The organism is Pseudomonas sp. GW458-11-26-14-LB4 (genome assembly GCF_059423925.1).
The window spans coordinates 108,556-128,734 of record NZ_JBWKYU010000012.1 but is presented as its reverse complement, the minus strand read 5'-3'; the positions used below and the strand labels follow the sequence as shown (position 1 = coordinate 128,734).

General features: G+C 60.7%; 15 protein-coding genes and 1 pseudogene. 10 read left to right on the top strand and 6 right to left on the bottom strand.

The window, feature by feature from the left end:
• Positions 1–107: 107 nt before the first annotated feature.
• Positions 108–2,654 carry a LuxR C-terminal-related transcriptional regulator gene (locus AC07XZ_RS17495; protein WP_102686886.1) on the top strand — a complete coding sequence of 849 codons (2,547 nt, stop codon included), beginning with the start codon at positions 108–110 and terminating at the stop codon, positions 2,652–2,654.
• Between the two features lie 161 nt (positions 2,655–2,815).
• Positions 2,816–6,265, top strand: a complete 3,450-nt coding sequence (locus AC07XZ_RS17490; RefSeq protein ID WP_102686887.1) for a dermonecrotic toxin domain-containing protein — start codon at positions 2,816–2,818, stop codon at positions 6,263–6,265.
• A gap of 12 nt (positions 6,266–6,277) precedes the next feature.
• On the opposite strand, the gene AC07XZ_RS17485 is transcribed toward AC07XZ_RS17490, so the two are convergent.
• Complete coding sequence (locus AC07XZ_RS17485) at positions 6,278–7,060, bottom strand: IclR family transcriptional regulator (RefSeq protein ID WP_085746960.1); 783 nt, start codon at positions 7,058–7,060, stop codon at positions 6,278–6,280.
• Between the two features lie 163 nt (positions 7,061–7,223).
• Between AC07XZ_RS17485 and hmgA the strand changes: the two genes are divergently transcribed.
• The 4 genes from hmgA to AC07XZ_RS17465 all read left to right on the top strand — a co-directional run bounded on the left by hmgA (position 7,224) and on the right by AC07XZ_RS17465 (position 11,930).
• The gene (hmgA, locus tag AC07XZ_RS17480; protein WP_085746961.1) at positions 7,224–8,519 is read left to right on the top strand and encodes a homogentisate 1,2-dioxygenase; all 1,296 of its coding nucleotides are present in this window, start codon (positions 7,224–7,226) and stop codon (positions 8,517–8,519) included.
• A gap of 3 nt (positions 8,520–8,522) precedes the next feature.
• A complete protein-coding gene (fahA, locus tag AC07XZ_RS17475; RefSeq protein WP_102686888.1) occupies positions 8,523–9,827 on the top strand; it encodes a fumarylacetoacetase in 1,305 nt (434 codons plus the stop codon).
• Positions 9,828–9,839: 12 nt separating this feature from the next.
• Positions 9,840–10,478, top strand: coding sequence for a maleylacetoacetate isomerase (gene maiA / locus AC07XZ_RS17470; protein WP_102686889.1), 639 nt, complete (start codon positions 9,840–9,842; stop codon positions 10,476–10,478).
• An 81-nt stretch (positions 10,479–10,559) separates the two neighbouring features.
• Positions 10,560–11,930, top strand: a complete 1,371-nt coding sequence (locus AC07XZ_RS17465) for an MFS transporter (protein WP_085746964.1) — start codon at positions 10,560–10,562, stop codon at positions 11,928–11,930.
• A 50-nt stretch (positions 11,931–11,980) separates the two neighbouring features.
• Here the strand turns inward: AC07XZ_RS17465 and AC07XZ_RS17460 are convergent, their stop codons facing one another.
• Positions 11,981–12,784: a SirB1 family protein gene (locus tag AC07XZ_RS17460; RefSeq protein WP_085746965.1), complete on the bottom strand. Its 804-nt coding sequence runs from the start codon at positions 12,782–12,784 to the stop codon at positions 11,981–11,983.
• 184 nt (positions 12,785–12,968) lie between these two features.
• Here AC07XZ_RS17460 and AC07XZ_RS17455 point away from each other — a divergent pair, with 184 nt between their 5' ends.
• On the top strand, positions 12,969–13,988 hold the full coding sequence (locus tag AC07XZ_RS17455) for a Glu/Leu/Phe/Val dehydrogenase family protein (protein ID WP_085608113.1): 1,020 nt from the start codon (positions 12,969–12,971) through the stop codon (positions 13,986–13,988).
• 167 nt (positions 13,989–14,155) lie between these two features.
• Here AC07XZ_RS17455 and AC07XZ_RS17450 read toward each other — a convergent pair.
• Positions 14,156–14,413 (bottom strand): annotated as a pseudogene (locus AC07XZ_RS17450) (YebG family protein); the annotation flags it as partial.
• Positions 14,414–14,706: 293 nt separating this feature from the next.
• Between AC07XZ_RS17450 and AC07XZ_RS17445 the strand changes: the two are divergent.
• Entirely contained in the window at positions 14,707–15,207 is a 501-nt protein-coding gene (locus AC07XZ_RS17445) for a phosphate-starvation-inducible protein PsiE (RefSeq protein WP_007957255.1), read from the top strand.
• On the opposite strand, the gene AC07XZ_RS17440 is transcribed toward AC07XZ_RS17445, so the two are convergent.
• The 3 genes from AC07XZ_RS17440 to AC07XZ_RS17430 all read right to left on the bottom strand — a co-directional run bounded on the left by AC07XZ_RS17440 (position 15,204) and on the right by AC07XZ_RS17430 (position 18,462).
• A complete protein-coding gene (locus tag AC07XZ_RS17440; RefSeq protein WP_011332520.1) occupies positions 15,204–15,521 on the bottom strand; it encodes a DUF3509 domain-containing protein in 318 nt (105 codons plus the stop codon). The genes AC07XZ_RS17445 and AC07XZ_RS17440 overlap by 4 nt on opposite strands.
• 199 nt (positions 15,522–15,720) lie before the next feature.
• Positions 15,721–17,022: an HAAAP family serine/threonine permease gene (locus AC07XZ_RS17435; protein WP_102686890.1), complete on the bottom strand. Its 1,302-nt coding sequence runs from the start codon at positions 17,020–17,022 to the stop codon at positions 15,721–15,723.
• A 63-nt stretch (positions 17,023–17,085) separates the two neighbouring features.
• Positions 17,086–18,462 (bottom strand): L-serine ammonia-lyase, encoded by a 1,377-nt coding sequence (locus AC07XZ_RS17430; RefSeq protein ID WP_102686891.1) that lies wholly within the window; start codon positions 18,460–18,462, stop codon positions 17,086–17,088.
• Positions 18,463–18,597: 135 nt separating this feature from the next.
• On the opposite strand from AC07XZ_RS17430, the gene AC07XZ_RS17425 reads away from it, so the two are divergent.
• Complete coding sequence (locus AC07XZ_RS17425) at positions 18,598–19,545, top strand: LysR substrate-binding domain-containing protein (protein WP_011332523.1); 948 nt, start codon at positions 18,598–18,600, stop codon at positions 19,543–19,545.
• Positions 19,546–19,745: 200 nt separating this feature from the next.
• Positions 19,746–20,153 carry an HPF/RaiA family ribosome-associated protein gene (locus tag AC07XZ_RS17420; protein ID WP_007957262.1) on the top strand — a complete coding sequence of 136 codons (408 nt, stop codon included), beginning with the start codon at positions 19,746–19,748 and terminating at the stop codon, positions 20,151–20,153.
• The last annotated feature ends 26 nt before the right edge of the window (positions 20,154–20,179 follow it).

The window sequence follows — 20,179 nt, the reverse complement described above, 5'->3', positions numbered from 1 at the left end:
CCATACGGTCGCCTTTTTTATGGGCGCCAATCAGCGTACTGAATACTCGTCAACAAGCACCGGGGAGAGGACTAGGGTGAGCGTACAACGATAAAAAGGCGTACCCGATGACCGCCATGACCCACGCTCCGGATCGTCCGGGATTCTTGCCCAGACTCTCGGCTCATCATCTTCCACGTCCACGTCTGACTGCATCATTGCTGGAGTCCTCGGCACGGGTCCGGCTGATCTGCGCACCGGCCGGCAGTGGCAAGAGCACGCTGTTCACCGAATGCCTGTTGCAGGCGCCCGTTGAATGCACGGTGTGCTGGCTGCCGCTGGTGGGCATGTCGATAAGTGTCGCGGCATTTTGCGAGCGACTGGCGCAGGCATTCGGGCTGGCAGCGGCGGATGAGTCGTCGTTGCTAAATGAACTGGCGCGCCGGTCCTCGCCGGTCTGGGTGTTTCTCGACGATTACTGCCGTGTTGAGGACCCGGCGCTGGATGCGCTCCTCGACCGCCTGCTGGCGCTTGCCAGCCCTGCCGTCACCTGGTGGATCGGCACGCGTCGGCGCCCGCAATGCAACTGGCCGCGCCTGCTGCTCGATGATGCCTTGTACGAGTGCGAACGCGCGGCGCTGGCGTTGAGTCGTGGCGAGATCGCGCAACTGTTGCGGCACCTTCCGCCAGCCCAGGCCGACGACGTAGCCGGGCGAATCCTCCAGCGCAGCGGTGGGTGGTGCGCCGGGGTGCGGATCCTGTTGATGCAAAAATGCGACTGGTCGCAAAAGACCTTGCCGCAGCAACGCATGGACACCTTGCTGGACTATCTGCAACACGAACTGTTCAGTGGTTTGAGCCCGGAACTGGCAGAGGCCTGGCGGGTGTTGGCGCATTTGCCGCGGTTCAACGCCAGTCTGTGCGATCACCTGTTCGGTGCCGGCGAAGGGGCGCAGTGGATGCGCACGCTGCAAACGCTCGGGTGTTTTATCGAACCCTGGCAAGGGTCGCCGGACTGGTTGCAGGTATGCGCTCCGCTGTCGCGTCTGATGCGCGACGAACCCTGGTCGGCCGGACGTTCCTGGCATCGTCGGGCCTGTCAGTGGTTTGCTGCCGGGCAGCATTGGAAATGCGCCTTCGAACAGGCGTTGCTGGCCGAAGAGTACGAGGTCGCGGTGAGCCTGCTGCAGCACTTTACTTTCGAGCATCTGTTCGAGGAGCAGACGGTCGTGCTGTTGTTGCGTCTTTATGAACAACGCGGCGAGGAACTGCTACTCGGCTCTGCCCAGTTGGTCGGGTTGGTCACGGCGGCGCTGCTGTTCGCCGGGCGCTTTACCCAGGCGGCGGATTGCATCGGGCAACTCACGCGTTTTCTACCGCCACCGTCAGCGGGTCAGCAACGGCAATTGATCGCCCGCTGGCAGGCTCAGCAAGGCTGGCTGTTGCACCTGCAAGGGCGGATGGAGGAGGCGCGCGAGCATTTCGAGCAAGCCTTGAACGAGCTGTCGCCGCAGGCCTGGACGGCGCGTCTGCTGTGTTTGTCGGGCCGCACTCAGCAGGCATTGCTGTGCGGTGAACTAGAGCTGGCTCATTCGATCAATCGTGAAGCGCTGTGTCTGGCCCGGGCCGAGGGCTCATTGCTGTTCGAGGCGTTGCTGGAACTGGACCATGCCCAACTGCTGGAGCAGCGAGGCGCGTCGGCTCGCGCTGAAGAATTGCTGGCCAATCTTTGCGACATGCTCGGCACGTCCCTCGAGCGGCCGACGCCGTTGCTGGGCCGTATTGCCCTGCGTCGCGGGCGGTTGGCGCTGAGCATGGGACAGCAGGATCGGGCCGCCGGATTCTTTCAACAAGGGCTCGACGATTGCCTGTGCAGCTTTGACAAGCGGGTGCTTTATGGCTTTTTGGGGCAGGCGCAACTGGCCGCCGATCAGGGCGATTACCCGCAGGCGTTCATGCGTCTGCGTGATGCCGAGCGGCTCATGCAGCAGCGGCAGATTCCGGACACGGTCTATCGCGGCGTTCTGCTGCAGCTCAGCAGTGAATTCTGGCTGCAACAAGGGCGGCCAGAACTGGCTCGCGAAGCGTTGAGTCGAGTGCTCAGGCATTATCGTGGCCCGCGGGCACGGCAGGCGCCGCCGGCAACGCTGGAACTGATTCCGCGTATCGAGTGTTTGCTGATTCTGGCCGAGACCCGTTTGGGGCAGACGCAGCAGCCCGTGCTGCGATTGCAGTCTCTGCTCGAGCAGGCTCGGTCTTGCCGGATGATTGTTCTGGAAACCGAGTTGCTGCTGGCAATGAGCGAGGTGGCATCAATTCTCAATGATCGGGAATCTGCCCGGCAGTATTTCGACAAGGGCCGCATGCTGGCCTGCCAGTTCAACTTGCAGTGCCTGGTCATGAAGTTCGATGATGCCGCGACGGTTATTCGATCTGAATCATTATCCGGACATCAGTTTTCTGAAAGTGGCGAGAGTGAAAATTCATTAAGTTTGAGAGAGTCGCAAGTGTTGGGGTTGATTGCGGCGGGAAGTTCCAATAAACAAATAGCGGACAAGTTGTTCATCTCGTTGCATACCGTTAAAACTCATGTCCGGCGGATTCATGCAAAGTTGGGCGTCGAACGCCGTACGCATGCCGTGGCGCGCGCTAGAATGCTGGGTTTATGTTGTTAATCGTCATTTAATCAGTGTGTTGGTTTTTTTTAAGTTTGATCCTTTAAATGTCTTGCAAAGGATAGTGGGTGTTTTTGTTGGTTTTACTCCGGTTAAGTTGTTTGCACAGCTTGGGCGATGTTTTGTCGTCCTGTTAATACGTGTAATAACGGAGTTTTATCATGAGCGCAGTGGAAAGTTTCTCGGCGGAAAAGTATCTGAATAAAATCAATCAGCACAGGGACGACCTGGAAGGTTTACTGGGTGCACTACCGTCGTTCAAATCGCTTTTACAGGATCTGGTGTTAAAGGAACTTCAACAGTTATCGCCGGATATCTATATCAGCAAAACGTACATTACCGCCCAGCGTCCAGGGATTGTGAATCCGCAACCGACCGGGTTGTTGATGGACGTGTTCATGCAGTGCCTGATGTCCGGTAATGCGCCCGTCTATGACGCCAGTCTGTACGGCGTCTTCGATTGGCCTGACTCCACGGATGAAGAGGACCGGATTCACGGGCTGGATGTGGTCGCCGTCGGTTCCTTGATCGGTAATGTGCTGGGGGCGCTGGCGCAGAAATACACACCTTTGCTGGCGCAATACTGGGCTGCTTCTTCGGGGAAGGACGACAAGGGGCGCGAGCTGGCTTCGCGCCGGCGTCAGCTGCAGGATGTCCATGCAGCGCTGTTCTGGCAGGAATTGGGTGCGACGGTGCAGATGCAAGGCGTTCGGCCGGAGGTAGAGGAAAGCTATGCCGTTTTTATCAAGGGCACATCTTTGACTCCGGCCTACAGTCTTTCACTGCAACTGGAAAATGGTCGATTCGCAACGCTGGCCGGCTGCTTTGTCACCTACCTCACGGGGCGCTCTATCCCCGAACTGGTTCTGGACGATGACGAATGGGTAGTGCTCTACACCTCCGTGAACGGCCTGGAAACGTTCCGCACCGCCGCCTTGATGCATCAAGCGTTGCAGCAACGCCTGGGCAATGCAGAAACCCGGGCACAACTGCTCAGGAGCGTTTCACAGGAAGATGCCGAGCAGGTCGGCAGCGTTCCGGATATCCGTTACCTGAACATTCAAGGCGAAATCTTCCAGACCCTCACCGCCCAGCTTCTTGAAAAACAACAACGCGACGTTGCTTACCATCTTCGCCGGTTACAGGCGCCGGGCGGGGATCGGCCTGCTCTCGTGCGTTCGGTCGAGAGCGCCCTTCAGCAGCAGGCGGTCATCGACGCTGCCCGGGGGCGGGTCGCCAGACTACTGGTCCTGATGAACCGAAACGCCCGGCCGCAATGGTTGAAGGATGCCACCGCCAACCATCAGGAAGTGTTCGCCTCTCTGGAAAAGGAACTGCTCAGGGGGCAGGTGTGCCTGCATGAGGCCATGGAAGGGGTATCTTCTTTTCAGGACTACGTGCGCGGTGCTGTCGAAACCCACATCAGCGCGGGCGATACCCGGCGAGTGGACCCTGATACTGTCTGGGTGACAGTGCAACATTCGTTGCGCATGGGCACTCGGCGTATCGAACATGTCGAGCGTAAAACCCTGACGCAGTTGTTCATGTACGGCGTGCATGACACGGCGGCTCCCTACACGATCAAGCTCGAAGCCTTTCACAACAATCCGCGACTGACGGCTTCCAGTATCGAACTCGCCATCCGCCAGTTTGATCTGCGTGTGCAATATGCCAGTGAGCGCAATCAGCGATTCGCACAGGCGCGGATCCGCGAAGCCATGCGCGAAGTCCTGGGGCAGGAAATTGCGCTCAGCCACTTCGCCGCCGTCCTGCAAAAACACATCGGCCCGCAAGCACAGAACATGGTGCAGCGATATCTGTATGGCGACCCGGGAGTCGAAGCGTTTGGCGTTGCGTTTCGTCAGCGCTACAGGCCGTTCAGGGACATGATTGCGTTTCGTGCAAGGGGAGCTGCGCCAGACCGTCAATTACATGTGCTGTATGCGCCGGGTGCCCCGACCGGGCAGCAGTGGTACGAATTCTCCGATCTGACGGGGTTGAAGCGCCAGTTCATCTCTTGGGGATTCGAGCCACGTGATCGTGAATTCCTGACCGGTCAGGCTTTCAGCAAGGACCGCGCAGCTTTCGTGAAAGACGAGCTCTCTTATGACGAACCGGGCCCTGTGTTTCAGCCATGGTGGTGGGGCGGTGTCACCCTGGTGGAGTGGAACCGGGGGCACGAAGACGGGCCGCTGATGGGGGCCATTCATGAAATCATCGATTGGGAAATTGCCGAGGAACAGGTGGCTACTCCTGCCTGGTACAGGAGTGCGGCGGCGCGCGATCGCGAGATGCTTACCCGATTGAACACGGATTTCAGGGCGCTCTACGAACTCTCGAAAGAGGAGCTTAATATCCCCACGTTGGTTTCTTTTTCACGAGACCAGGTGATGGAACGGTTGAACAGTCATCTGCGTCGTTCTGACCCGAACCACCCGTTGATCGATCCTGATCGCGTTGATGTCAAGGTGAAAGGGCAGGACTGGATGACGCTCACCCATCTCTTCATTCAATGGCAGCTTTGGCCAGACGATGATCAGGTGGCATTCGTCTCCAGGGAGGGTTCTTCACTGGGCGGTCTGAATGCGACGGTCGTCAAATCGTTGATCGGTTTGCGGCCGGGCATGATGTATGAGTGGCATCTGGTCGACCGTTTCGCCAACGGCGCGTCGCTGGATCTCAAGGCGAAACTGTTCTGCAAGCTCAAGCAGAACGAAATGCTCAGGGCGGCATTGACCCAGAAGATGCAGGGCTCTTTGTCCGCCGAACAGTTCAACTGGCTGGCGGGACTGGTCGACGGGCTCGATCATGACCGTCCTCATGAACTGGATCCGTTCAAGCCGGGCACTACCCCGCAGGACGGTATCTACACGCTGGTTCTTGAAGGGCGACGCATCGAGGGCGCTTATACGTTTGGACGCCGGGTGGCAGGGAAACTGCAGCTGCTGGTCTATATTCCGAAGGCTCCGGATGGCATGAGTTACCGTCCGCTGGAGTCCTTGACACTGGGGCTCAAGGACGCCGACCTGGGAAATCACGTTATTGCACTGACCAGGCTCGAACACAGGAGTGTCGTACAGAACTTTGTCATTCGCTGCCAGAACGCCTCAGGCGCTCTCCCAACCCCGGCGTTGAACAACAGTTCTGTCGTGACCCATTTCAAGTTCGAATTCGACAGCATGATTTCCCGTGTGCTCAGCGACGTTGACTATCAAACCACCACACCTGCCGAGCGTTTCTGGAACACGGTCATGGTGATCACCGAGCTTGCGGTGGATATCGTCTCGCTGTTTGTCCCGCCGGTGGGATTGGTGAACAGCATCGTGCGCATCACACGGTCGATCGTCCAGGGCATCGTTGCCTACAGCCTGGGGGATGACGAAGCCGGCAAGAACCATCTCGCCTCGGCCTGGAGAAGCTCCATTCTCCTGTATGTGGGGATTGTGGCTGGCGTTGGCGGATCTGTTTCGGCGGTGGGGCTGCTGTCGCGAGTCAAGGATATTTCCGAGATCGTATCGACCGCGACCGGGGTGCCAGTGGGCATTGGTTATGTCACCGCCGTGGCTTCTCCCTATGTGATCGCGGACAGTAAAACCCGAATCATCGGCTGACCCCTTGCCTCATCAATCTGGCTGATAACCCATCCGCCAGCTCACGGCCCGCGTCGCAGCCAATAACCGCTGCGCCGCCGGGCCGTTTTCGTCGGCGTGGAACAGCGAGGTCGGGCCGACGATGGTCAACACCGCCGCGACCTGCCCGAGGGCGTTGAACACCGGTGCCGACAAGGCATCGACGCCGGGCATCAGCAAGCCGTGGACATGATGCAGACCGCGTTCGCGGATCTGCTCGCACAACGCCGCATAGGCTTTTTCGTCTGCCAGCGGATGGCCGCCGCTGGCGATTTCCTGCTCGCGCAATTCGTCGGTTTCCCGGTGCGGCAGGTACGCGCCGAAGACCAGGCCGGTGGAGGAACTGAGCAACGGTAATACCGAGCCCAGTTGCGTCACCACCGTCACCGCGCGCACCGCCGGTTCGATGTGCACCACGGTCGCGCCCTGATTGCCCCACACCGCCAGGAAACAGGTTTCGTTGAGTTCGTCGCGCAACTCGGCCAGCGGCAGAGCGGCGACTTTCAGCACGTCCATACTGTTCAGAGCAGCGAGGCCCACGCGCAGCGCTTCACGGCCGAGACCGTAGTGGTTGGTGGCAGTGTTCTGTTCTGCGAAACCGCTGGCAATCAAGGCCTGCAGATAACGGTGAACCTTGCTCGCGGGCATCTGCACATGTTCGGCCAGACGCGACAGCGAAGTGGACGGCGACAACTCGGCCAGGGCCTTGAGGATGTCGGTGCCGACTTCGGCGGAGCGGACTTTCTGTTTGCCGTTGCTGTCGCTGGTTTTTTCCATGGTGCTGCCGTGTCCCGGAACGAATGGGCGTCTTTATAGCTTGACGCTGGATAGCGAGCAAATTACGTTATGCGTAATTGAATTACGATAAAAATAACCCCGGCGTGCCAAGACCTCCGATCCAGAGCGTCCGGCCATGCCGACGCCCTGTTCAGGAGGCTCCATGAACCTCGATTCAGCCCTGGCTTACCAGTCCGGTTTCGGCAATGAATTCAGCTCCGAAGCGTTGCCCGGCGCACTGCCCGTCGGCCAGAACTCCCCGCAGAAAGCCCCTTACGGTCTGTACACCGAACTGTTCTCCGGCACCGCGTTCACCATGACCCGTAGTGAAGCGCGGCGCACCTGGATGTACCGGATCCAGCCGTCGGCCAATCACCCGGCATTCGTCAAACTGGAGCGGCAACTGGCGGGCGGACCATTGGGTGAAGTGACCCCCAATCGCCTGCGCTGGAACCCGCTGGAGATCCCGGCCGAACCGACCGATTTCATCGACGGTCTGGTGAGCATGGCGGCCAACTCCGCCGCCGAAAAACCGGCCGGCATCAGCATCTATCACTACTGCGCCAACCGTTCGATGGAGCGCGTTTTCTTCAACGCCGACGGCGAGCTACTGCTGGTGCCGCAACTCGGGCGCCTGCGCATCGCCACCGAACTGGGTGTACTGGAAGTGGCGCCGCTGGAAATCGCCGTGTTGCCACGGGGCCTGAAATTCCGCGTCGAACTGCTAGATCCGCAAGCGCGCGGCTACGTCGCCGAGAACCATGGCGCGCCATTGCGTCTGCCGGATCTGGGGCCGATCGGCAGTAACGGCCTGGCCAATCCGCGGGACTTCCTGACCCCGGTGGCCGCCTACGAAAACCTGCAACAACCGACCACCCTGGTGCAGAAGTTCCTCGGCCAGTTGTGGGGCACCGAACTCAATCACTCGCCGCTGAACGTGGTCGCCTGGCACGGCAACAACGTGCCGTACAAATATGACCTGCGCCGCTTCAACACCATCGGCACCGTCAGTTTCGATCACCCGGATCCGTCGATCTTCACCGTGCTGACCTCGCCGACCAGCGTCCACGGCCTGGCCAACCTCGACTTCGTGATCTTCCCGCCGCGCTGGATGGTGGCCGAGAACACCTTCCGTCCGCCGTGGTTCCACCGCAACCTGATGAACGAATTCATGGGCCTGATCCAGGGCGAGTACGACGCCAAAGCCGAAGGCTTCCTGCCCGGCGGCGCGTCCCTGCACAGCTGCATGAGCGCCCACGGCCCGGACGGCGAGACCTGCACCAAAGCCATCAACGCGGACCTCAAGCCGGCCAAGATCGACAACACCATGGCCTTCATGTTCGAGACCAGCCAGGTGCTGCGCCCAAGCCGCTTCGCCCTCGACTGCCCGCAACTGCAATCCACTTACGACGCCTGCTGGGCCACGCTGCCCGCCACGTTCGACCCGACCCGGAGATAACCCATGACTCAGAATTCCATCACCCGCAGTTGGGTCGCTTCGGCCAACGACCACACCGAATTCCCGCTGCAGAACCTGCCGCTGGGCGTGTTCAGCATCGACGGCTCGGCACCGCGCGCGGGCGTGGCGATTGGCGAACACATCTTCGATCTGCAAGTGGCGCTGGAGGCCGGTCTGTTCGACGGCGTCGCGCGCAGTGCCGTCGAAGCCATGCGCGGCGGTCAGTTGAACGCGTTCTTCGAACTCGGCCGCGACGCCCGCGTTGCCTTGCGCGAACGTCTGCTGGAACTGCTCAGCGAGGGCAGCACTCATCGCGGCAACATTGAAGCCCAGGGCGTGAAACTGCTGCCGCTGGCTGCCGATTGCCAGCTGCACCTGCCGGCGCGCATCAGCGACTACACCGACTTCTACGTCGGCATCGAACACGCGCAGAACGTCGGCAAACTGTTCCGTCCGGACAACCCGCTGCTGCCGAACTACAAACACGTGCCGATCGGCTACCACGGTCGTGCGTCTACCGTGCGCGCCTCCGGTGCCGACGTGCGCCGCCCGAAAGGCCAGACCCTGCCGGCCGGCGCGACCGAGCCGACCTTCGGCCCGTGCGCACGGCTGGACTATGAGCTGGAACTGGGGATCTGGATCGGTCAGGGCAACGAGATGGGCGAGCCGATCGCCATCGGTGACGCTGCTGAACACATTGCCGGTTTCTGCCTGCTCAACGATTGGTCCGCCCGTGACATCCAGGCCTGGGAATACCAGCCGCTCGGCCCGTTCCTGTCCAAGAGCTTCATCACCAGTGTCTCGCCATGGGTGGTGACCGCCGAAGCGCTGGCGCCATTCCGTACCGCGCAGCCGGCGCGTCCGCAAGGTGACCCGCAGCCGCTGCCGTACCTGCTCGACAAGCGCGATCAGGAGGGTGGTGGTTTCGACATCGAGCTGGAAGTGCTGCTGCTCACCGAGAAAATGCGCGAACAGAACCTGCCGGCCCATCGCCTGACCCTGAGCAACACCCGCTATATGTACTGGACCGTCGCGCAAATGGTCGCGCACCACAGCGTCAACGGTTGCCAGTTGCAGGCCGGTGACCTGTTCGGTTCGGGCACCTTGTCCGGCCCTGAAAACGGTCAGTTCGGCAGCCTGCTGGAAATCACCGAGGGCGGTAAAAAGCCGATCGAACTGGCCTCCGGTGAAGTGCGCAAGTTCCTTGAAGACGGCGACGAAATCATCCTGCGCGCCCGCTGCGCCCGCGAAGGTTTTGCCTCGATCGGCTTCGGCGAATGCCGTGGCACCGTGCTGGCGGCGCGCTGACAGGAGCGGCTCATGGACCTCTACACCTATTACCGTTCCACCTCGTCGTACCGGGTGCGGATCGCGTTGGCACTCAAGGGCCTCGACTACCAGGCGTTGCCGGTCAACCTGATCGCACCGCCCGGTGGCGAGCATCGGCAACCGGTGTACCTGGCGATCAATCCCCAGGGCCGGGTGCCGGCGCTGCGTACTGACGAAGGCAAGTTGCTGATTCAGTCACCGGCGATCATCGAGTATCTGGAAGAACGTTATCCACAGGTGCCGTTGCTGCCCGAAGACCTTGTTGCCCGCGCCCAGGTGCGCGGCGTCGCGGCGGTGATCGGCTGCGATGTGCATCCGTTGCACAACGTCAGCGTGCTCAATCGCCTGCGCGGTCTGGGGCATGACGAGCCGCAGGTGAACGAGTGGATCGGCCACTGGATCAGTCAGGGGCTGGCGACGGTGGAGCAGTTGATCGGCGACAGCGGCTTCTGTTTCGGCGAGTGGCCGTGCGTGGCGGACGTGTACCTGATTCCACAGCTGTACGCGGCCGAGCGGTTCAACGTTTCGCTGGAGGCGTTTCCACGGATTCGTCGGGTGGCCGCGTTGGCCGCTGAGCATCCGGCGTTCATTGCGGCGCATCCGGCGAATCAGCCGGACACCCCGAAGTAGCGTTTGATGGCTCCCGTGCAGCACACGGGAGCCATTCCGGTTACCCGCAAAAAATCATAAAAACAAAACAGGTACCTTGCGATGCACAACCAGATTGCCAGCTTCCGGGCGGCACTCGACGCCCGTCCTGTGTCCCGCTTTCAGTGGTTACTCCTGATTCTTCTTGCCTTGCTGCTGGTCACCGACGGCTATGACGCCCAGGTGCTCGGTTACGTGGTGCCGGCGCTGGCGCAGGACTGGGGTCTGGAAAAATCCGCGTTCGGCCCGGTGTTCAGCGCCAACTTGCTGGGTCTGACCCTCGGCTCTCTCGCCGTGACGCCGCTGGCCGACCGCTTCGGCGTTCGACGGATTCTGCTCGCCTGCGTGCTGATCTACGCCAGTCTCACCGTCCTGATGGTGTTCGCCGATTCCCTGAATACCCTGATGATCGCGCGCTTCATCTGCGGCATCGGCATGGGCGGCGCGATGCCCAGCGCCATGGCGTTGATGTCGGAATATTCACCGCCTCGCCTGCGCACGTTGATGGTCACGCTGGCGGCGTGCGGCTTTTCATTCGGCGGTGCGGCGGGTGGTTTTGTCGCGGCCGGTTTCATCGACCGTTTCGGTTGGCAGGCAGTGTTCCTCGCCGGCGGTGTCACGCCGTTGCTGCTGTTTCCGTTTCTCTGGTGGATGCTGCCGGAATCCTTGCCACGACTGCTGCGTGACGCGCCGCCCTACGCACGCCTGCGCAAGGTCACCGCGCGGATGCTGCCGGACTGGCAGCCACCGGCCGCATCGGTCGAGCAGAACGAACGCGAGCAGGGCAGCAAACTGACCGTGGTGGAGTTGTTCCGCAACGGTTACGCACGCCCGACCTTGCTGATCTGGGCGACGTTTTTCGTCAGCCTGATCCTGCTGTATTTCATGATCAGCTGGCTGCCGTCACTGCTGCTGGAAAGTGGCTTGAAACTCAATGAAGCGAACCTGGTGACGTCGATGTTCCTGTTCGCCGGCACGCTCGGCGCAATTTGCATGGCGTGGTTCGCCGACCGTTTGAAAAGCAAAGTACGACTGTTGTCCGGCGTATTGGCTGGCGCGGCGGTGTGCACGATCCTGCTGGGGCTGAATCACGACAATCCGCGTTATCTGGTGGCCTGTGTGTTTGCGGCGGGGTTTTGCATCATCGGCGGGCAACTGACGCTCAACGCGTTCGCCAGCAATTTCTATCCGGCGCACGTGCGCGCCACCGGCACCGGCTGGGCATTGGGAGTAGGGCGGTTCGGCTCGATTCTCGGGCCGCTGTTCGGCAGCCTGTTGTTGGCGATGCACATTCCGGTGGAGCAGATTTTCTTCTTCTGCGCGATTCCGGCGGTGATTGCGGCGTTGCTGATCATTCAGGTGCGTTCGCCTTCGCAGCTTGCGCAAAATCCTGTGGGAGCGAGCTTGCTCGCGAAGAACGATAACGCGGTTTGACTGATCGACCGTGTCGCCTGATTCGCGAGCAAGCTCGCTCCCACAAGGGATCAGTGGACGACTGAGTTCGGTGGCAGATGCCCCAGCCGTTCCGTCAGGCGAAGTCGCTGAATCGGGTCGTCACTGAGCAATAGCGCGTGCTCCAGATCGAAACGCTCGGCGTTCGGGCAATCGAGGCGCTGGTACAGACTGGCCCGGGCCAGATAGTCGGCGGCGCTGGCGTTGCCCAGTTCGAGCACGCGCTCGGCATCGATCAGCGCCGCGATGAAGTCGTCGTGGGTCAGGTGCAGCTGGCGCAGGTTGCGTGACAGACGCTGAAGCATCTGCATCGGTTCGGCAGTCAGCAGGTGGTCGGCGTTGAGTTTCATCTGATGGCCGTACTGGCGGTGCAGCAGTTCGCGGCAGTCGTTCGGATACAGGCGCCGTCCGCCGCACGGATCGAGCAGGTGATCGGCCCCGGGAACCTTCAGCAGGAAATGCCCGGGGAAGTTCACGCCCACCAGCGGAATCTCCAGGCCACGAGCCAGTTCCAGGGCGATCAATGCCAGCGCCAGCGGCTGGCCGCGTTTGGTCTGCATGACTTTGTGCACCATTGCGGCCTGCGGACGCAGCGGTACGAAATCATCCTGGGCAAATCCCAGATCGGTCATGCGCCGCAGCAGCGGTTGCGCCAGCTCGCTGACCGGCAGCAACGGCAAACCATAGCTGACCCGCTGCTGCAGTTCCTTGAATTCCTGCAACAGCGCTTCGGGATCGGCTTGTTTGTCGTGTTCGGCGGCCATCCACAACGCGGCTTCGAACAGCGCGGGCGGTGAACGGTGCAGACACTCGAAGAAACGTTGGCGCGGACTCATCTAAATCTCCGGGGCATGCCTCGTTTTAGCCCCGTCTTTGCCATTCGTCCAGTGCCGGGCCGCTCTGCCATCGGGTTATGCCGCAACGCATTGGTCGCTGTCGGGCCTTATTCCCGTGCGCTTCAGCAATTTTCAGGCGCAAGCCTATACTGGCGTCTACCAGAAGTGATTCGGGAGCCTGCCGATGTTCGCTCTCATGCAAAGCACTCGCCTGGAATCGCTGCACCTTAGCGTTGATCCGGTGTCCGGATTGAAGGCGGTCATTGCCATTCATAACAGTCGCCTCGGGCCAGCCCTGGGCGGGTGTCGTTATCTTGCCTACCCGAACGACGAATCCGCGGTCGAGGACGCCATACGCCTGGCCCAGGGCATGAGCTACAAGGCCGCATTGGCTGGTCTCGCCCAGGGCGGTGGGGTGGCCGTGATCGTGCGGCCGGCCCATGTCGAAAACCGCGGCGCCTTGTTCGAAGCCTTCGGCCGTTGCATCGATCAGCTCGACGGGCGCTACATCACTGCCATCGACAGCGGCACGTCAGTGGCGGATATGGATTGCATCGCCCAGCAGACCCAGCATGTCACCAGCACCACTTCGGCTGGCGACCCCGCGCCGCATGCGGCGATGGGCGTGTTCACCGGAATTCGTGCCACGGCCATGGCGCGGCTGGGCAGCGATAACCTCGAAGGCTTGCGCGTGGCGATTCAGGGGCTGGGCAACGTCGGTTATGCCCTCGCTGAACAGCTGCACGCAGCCGGTGCCGAACTGTTGGTCAGCGACATCGACCACGGCAAGGTGCAACTGGCGATGGAACAGCTCAACGCCCATCCGATTGCCAACGACGCGTTGCTCAGCACGCCGTGCGACATCCTCGCACCGTGCGGTTTGGGCGGTGTGCTCAACAGCCACACGGTCACCCAGTTGCGCTGCTCGGCGGTGGCAGGCTCGGCCAACAATCAACTGACGCACCTGGATGTCGCCGATCAACTCGAACGGCGCGGAATCCTGTATGCGCCGGATTATGTGATCAATGCCGGCGGTCTGATCTACGTTTCCCTCAAGCATCGGGGCGAAGAACTGACGACCATCACCGCGCACCTCTCGAAGATCAGTTCGCGCCTGACTGAAGTCTTCGCCCACGCCCAGGCGGAAAAACGTTCACCCGCGCGGGTGGCGGACGAGCTGGCGGAGAAGGTGTTGTACCGCTGAGGTTTGTCCGGGCATGAAAAAGCCCCCGAGTCTTTCAACTCAGGGGCTATTCAATTCAGAGGCTTCAATCCAAGTGTCGCTTACTTCGCAGCCTTCGCCGCTTTGGCAGGTTTGGCTGGCGCTTCTGCCGGTTCGGCCACGTCTGCCGGCTCGGTTGCCACAACCGGTGCCGCCGGTGCGTTGATCAGCTCCGACAGTGCATCAGGCTGGCTCTTGAACGCCCGGGCGAACACATCGCGGTTCTTCGCCATGAAGATCCCGACTTCTTCCACTTGCTGCTCGCTCAACGAAGGAACGGCTTTTTCCAGCACTTCGGCCAACAGTTCGGCCAATTCGAGCATTTTGTCATGACGGTCAGCTTCGGCTTTATCCATGAACAAGCGCTCCAGATCTCGGCTGCTGCGGTATACCACTTCGACGGCCATTCACCACCTCACATGCCTTCACATTAAGTTGTCTTTGCGACTACTGTATCTATATACAGCTAAAAGGATAAGCGAATCCCTGCGCTTTGGGTAGTGGCTTTTCAATGTAGACCGGATTCGGATTTTGTCAGCCCGATGCCTGCGCACAGGTGCGACCAAACGCCACGGCGCGGGTTTCGCGCCGCCTCGCCATGATGGCGTGGCCTCTTTTCTGCATGCATCTGCGTACGTGTGCAATAACCGTCACGTCCAGCAAGCAACATCCGCTCGAACCGGGCTAAGGAACCTTCATCGTGAAAATCAACTGGGCCGAGAAACTGCGGCAAAACGTGCACCAACTGGCCGAGTCCCTGGGCAACCTGTTCGTCGAGACCTTTCACTATCTGGCGCTGTTCGCCATTGGTGCGGTGACCGCGTGGGCGGCGGTGATGGAATTTCTCGGGATGCTCGAGGAAGGGCACATCAAGATCGATGACATTCTGTTGCTGTTCATCTATCTGGAACTGGGGGCGATGGTCGGGATTTACTTCAAGACCAACCACATGCCGGTGCGCTTCCTGATCTACGTGGCGATCACGGCACTGACGCGCCTGCTGATCTCCAACGTCTCGCACCACAACCCGCCGGACATGGGCATCATCTACCTGTGCGGCGGGATTCTGCTGCTGGCGTTCTCGATTCTGGTGGTGCGTTACGCCTCGTCGCAATTCCCTTCGGTGAAAATCGAGAACCCGCACCGCAAGATCGGCACGGGTTCCAGTGAACATCCGGAAGTGGAGAAGGGCGAACTTTAAAGGCCGGCGGCTGGCCGGGGCTGATGTTTGGCCCGACGCGGTGGCGGAGTGATTCCGTCGCCGCGAGTCATGGCATCAAGGATCGCCATGGCGCTGTGGCCCTGTTCGATGGCGATGCCGAACTGAATGCTTTGCACCAGCCGTTTGAGGCGTTTGGGGTCGTTGCGCTGTTCGGCGCTGATCATCCGTTTGGCGACGATCCGGCCGCCATTGGAGAGGGTCAGCATGATGCTGCCGTCGAGCCCCTGAATGCTCAGGTTGATCTGATAGTCCGGCGCGAAGGCATCGGTAATGATCTGAAAAGGATTGTCCATGATGCGTCACCGCCTGATTGAACGTGCAGTTGTTGACCGGCCTTGATCGGGTTGGTTCGCCAAACCTGACCATCGGCCTTTCCGTGGTCCTGTCTCCTTCAGCGATGTAGCAAGGGACATGCCGGGAATATTGTCGAACAATGAATCCGGCCAAAAAGAAGGCGAGCCCATGGCTCGCCTTCTTCGTTTGCGGCCCGTTTCAGGGCAGAACCGAGTAGATGATCGCTGACAGTGCAATCAGGCCGATCAGCACCACGAACACGTTGGACATCTGGCCCGAATACTGGCGCAAGGCCGGCACGCGGCGGATCGCGTACATCGGCATCAGGAACAACAGGCAGGCAATCACCGGCCCGCCAAGGGTTTCGATCATGCCGAGGATGCTCGGGTTGAAGGTCGCCACGGCCCAGCAGCTGAGGATCATGAACAGCGCGGTCGCACGGTTCAGCCAGCTCGCCGACATCACCCGGCCACGGCTGCGCAGGCTTTTGACGATCATGCCCTGGAAGCCTTCGCTGGCGCCGATGTAGTGGCCGAGGAAGGATTTGGTGATCGCCACCAGCGCAATCAGCGGCGCGGCGTAAGCGATGACCGGAGTCTGGAAGTGGTTGGCCAGGTACGACAGGATCGAAATGTTCTGCGCCTTGGCCGCTGCCAGATCCGCCGGCGACAGTGCCAGCACGCAGCTGAAGCAGAAGAACATCACCGTCACCACCATCATGCCGTGAGCCATGGCGAGAATGCCGCTGCTCTTGCGTTCAGCCTGGTCGCCGTAGCGTTGTTTCTGCTCGACGGCGAAGGCGGAAATGATCGGCGAATGGTTGAACGAGAACACCATCACCGGGATCGCCAGCCACAGGGTCTTGAGGAACACCGACATTTCCATCGGTTCTTGAGCACTGGCGAAGAATGCGCCGTTCCAGTTCGGAATCAGGCTGATGCCGAGCAACAGCAGCGCGGCGACGAACGGATACACCAGCACGCTCATGGCTTTGACGATCACGCTCTGACCACAGCGGACGATGGCCATCAAGCCGAGGATCAGCGCCAGCGACAGCACCGCACGTGGCGGCGGGGCGATGTGCAACTGGTGTTCGAGGAAGCTGCTCAGGGTGTTGGTCAGCGCCACGCTGTACACCAGCAGGATCGGGAAGATCGCGAAGAAATACAGCAGCGTGATCAGCTTGCCGGCGCCGATGCCGAAGTGTTCCTCCACCACTTCGGTGATGTCACCGGAGCGGCCCGACAGCACGAAGCGGGTCAGGCCCCGGTGTGCGAAGAAGGTCATCGGGAACGCCAGCAACGCCAGGATCAGCAATGGCCAGAAGCCGCCGACACCGGCGTTGATCGGCAGGAACAAGGTGCCGGCACCGATGGCCGTGCCGTACAGGCCGAGCATCCAGGTGGTGTCGAATTTGCTCCAGCCCTTGTGGGCGGTTTCGTTGTTGCGTGTGCGGTCTACAGCGGGATTTTCGGCAGCAGGTGTGCGTACATCGGTCATCGTTTTTGCCTCGTTATTATTCTTGCTCGGGCTCACGTGTTACGGGCGGTCAGGGAGTGCTCCTCAGCACTCCACCCAGCTCACGGCCAGGCCGCCCCGTGAAGTCTCTTTGTATTTGTCATGCATGTCGGCGCCGGTATCGCGCATGGTGCGGATCACCCGGTCGAGGGAAATGAAGTGTTTGCCGTCGCCGCGCAGGGCCATTTGCGTGGCGTTGATCGCCTTCACCGCAGCGATGGCGTTGCGCTCGATGCACGGCACCTGCACCAGCCCGCCGACCGGGTCGCAGGTCAGGCCGAGGTTGTGTTCCAGGCCGATTTCGGCGGCGTTTTCCAGTTGCTCAGGCGTGGCGCCGAGCACATCGGCGAGACCCGCAGCGGCCATGGCGCAAGCTGAGCCGACCTCACCCTGGCAGCCGACTTCGGCGCCGGAAATCGAGGCGTTTTTCTTGCACAGGATGCCGACCGCTGCCGCGCCCAGAAAGAAGGCGACCACGTCATCGTCGGACGCGTCTGGATTGAATTTCATGTAGTAGTGCAGAACGGCCGGGATGATCCCGGCGGCACCGTTGGTCGGTGCAGTCACCATGCGCCCGCCGGCGGCGTTCTCTTCGTTGACGGCGAGGGCGAACAGGTTGACCCACTCCATCGCCGACAGGGTCGAACTGATGACGTTCGGCTTGCCGATTTCCAGCAGGCTGCGGTGCAATTTCGCCGCGCGACGCGGAACATTCAGACCGCCAGGCAGGATGCCTTCGTGACGCAGGCCTTGCTCGACGCATTCGCGCATCACCGACCAGATGTGCAACAGGCCCTGACGGATCTCGGCGTCGCTGCGCCAGGCCCGCTCGTTGGCCATCATCAGTTCGGAAACCCGCAGGTTGTGCTGCTTGCACAGCGCCAGCAGTTCGACGGCGCTGGAGAATTCGTAAGGCAACTCGACGTCGCCGGCCGGCGCCACACCCGATTCGGCTTCGGCCGCTTCGATGATGAAACCGCCGCCGACCGAGTAGTACGTTTGCTCTAACAGTTGGCCGGATGCACCGAAGGCTGTCAGCGACATGGCGTTCGGGTGGTAGGGCAGGCTCTCGTCCAGCAGCAGGAGATCGTGCTGCCAGTTGAAGGCAATCGAACGTTCACCGGCCAGAGACAGTTGGCCGGTCTCGCGCAGTTGCTGGATGCGTGGCTCGATGGTCGACGGATCGATGCTGTCCGGCCATTCGCCCATCAGGCCCATGACCGTTGCACGGTCAGTGGCATGGCCGACGCCGGTGGCCGAAAGCGAGCCGTACAAACGGATTTCCACCCGCTGCACATCGTTCAGCAAATGCTGGTCGATCAGCGCCTGGGCGAAGGTCGCCGCAGCGCGCATCGGGCCGACAGTGTGGGAACTGGACGGGCCGATGCCGACTTTGAATAGATCGAAAACACTGATAGCCATGCTAAACCCTTACAAGCAATGGAGTAGGAATCGCTGCCATTTTTTGTAGGACAAGCGCAATGTCGGCGATACTGCCTACCTCGCTTCAACGTGACTAACGAAACTTCCTAAGTAAGCCTTTAGCAGGACTAAACCATGAGTCGTCAATTGCACGCCCAGACTTACGTCTGGCTGCAGGTGTTTTCCTGTGCCGCGCGGCACCTGTCATTCACCCGTTGTGCCGAGGAACTGCACATCACGCCGGGGGCTGTGAGTCAGCAAATCCGACAGCTGGAAGAACGTCTTGGCTTTCGCCTGTTTCATCGCCGCGCGCGCGGTGTGGAGCTGAGCGCGGAAGGGCAGCGACTGGCGATCACGGTCAACGAGGCTTACGGCAGCATCGACGCGGAATTGCGTCGGCTGGATGCGGGGATGATCAGCGGGATTCTGCGGGTGCGCTCGATTCCATCGTTCCTCAGCAAATGGCTGACCCCGCGCCTGCCGCGTCTGCAACAGCGTTACCCGGACATCCAGTTGCGGCTGGTGGCGGAGGACAGCAGCGTGCCATTGCATGAGGGGGATTTCGACCTGGCCATCGACCTGAACGACGGTAGTTATCCGGGCCTGTTATCCACAGCCTTGCTCGACGAGCAGATTTTCCCGGTGTGCGCGCCGGGTCTGTTGCGCGGGCGGCCGCCGCTGCACGGGCCGGCGGATCTGGTGCACTTCCCGCTGTTGCATGACATCACCGCCTGGCGCGGCAGCTATGAATACGCGGAGTGGGAGTTTTATCTGAATGCCATCGGTTTCGAGGGTGCCGATGTGCGGCGCGGGCACACGTTCAATCGCAACCACCTGACCATCGAAGCGGCGATTGCCGGCATGGGCGTGGCGATTGCCCGACGCACGTTGCTCAACGATGAGCTGGAGCGGGGGACGTTGATCGTGCCATTCGGGATTTCGGTGCCCAATCACAAACGCTATGTATTGCTCTACGCGCCGGGGGCGTTGAGCCATCCGGGCGTGCGGGCGGTGCATGACTGGCTGGTGGAAGAGGCGGGGATTTTCCGCAGCCTGCACCCGTTGGGTGATGGCCAATTGTGAGCAGATTTTTCGGAGGGGCGGGGCGACCCAACTCCCGACCTTACCAGCGCTTTACTCGGTTGTCCGGCTTTTTTTGCGAATGAATATTTATCTTTTTTAAGGGGTTGAAATGTTCGTCCGGCGGGCCGATTGTTGTAATCAAGAGGTCACGAAATCCTGTTCCAGGCCTCTTGCGAGCTAGCTGAAATAAGGGATGAACTATGCAAATCCAAGTCAACAGCGACAATCATATTCAAAGCAGCAAACGACTGGAGGAGTGGGTACGCACCACAATTGAGAGCACGCTCGACCGTTATGAGGAAGACCTGACCCGTGTCGAAGTCCATCTGAGCGACGAGAACGGTGAAAAGCCGGGTCCCCATGACTTGCGCTGCCAACTGGAAGCGCGGCCGAAAGGCCATCAACCGATTTCCGTCACCCACAAAGCCGATTCGCTGGAACAGGCGATCGATGGTGCAGCCGAAAAACTGGAGCACGCGCTGGAGCACCTGTTTGGCAAACTGCGCGGCAAACCGCGAGCCGCTGTGGTGCCATTCACAAGCAAAGCCAATGACAAGCTGTTGGCGGAAGAGTTTGACGAGAACGAACAGGCAGCGATCAACAGTTGATGCGCTGATTTTCCAAGCCACCCAAT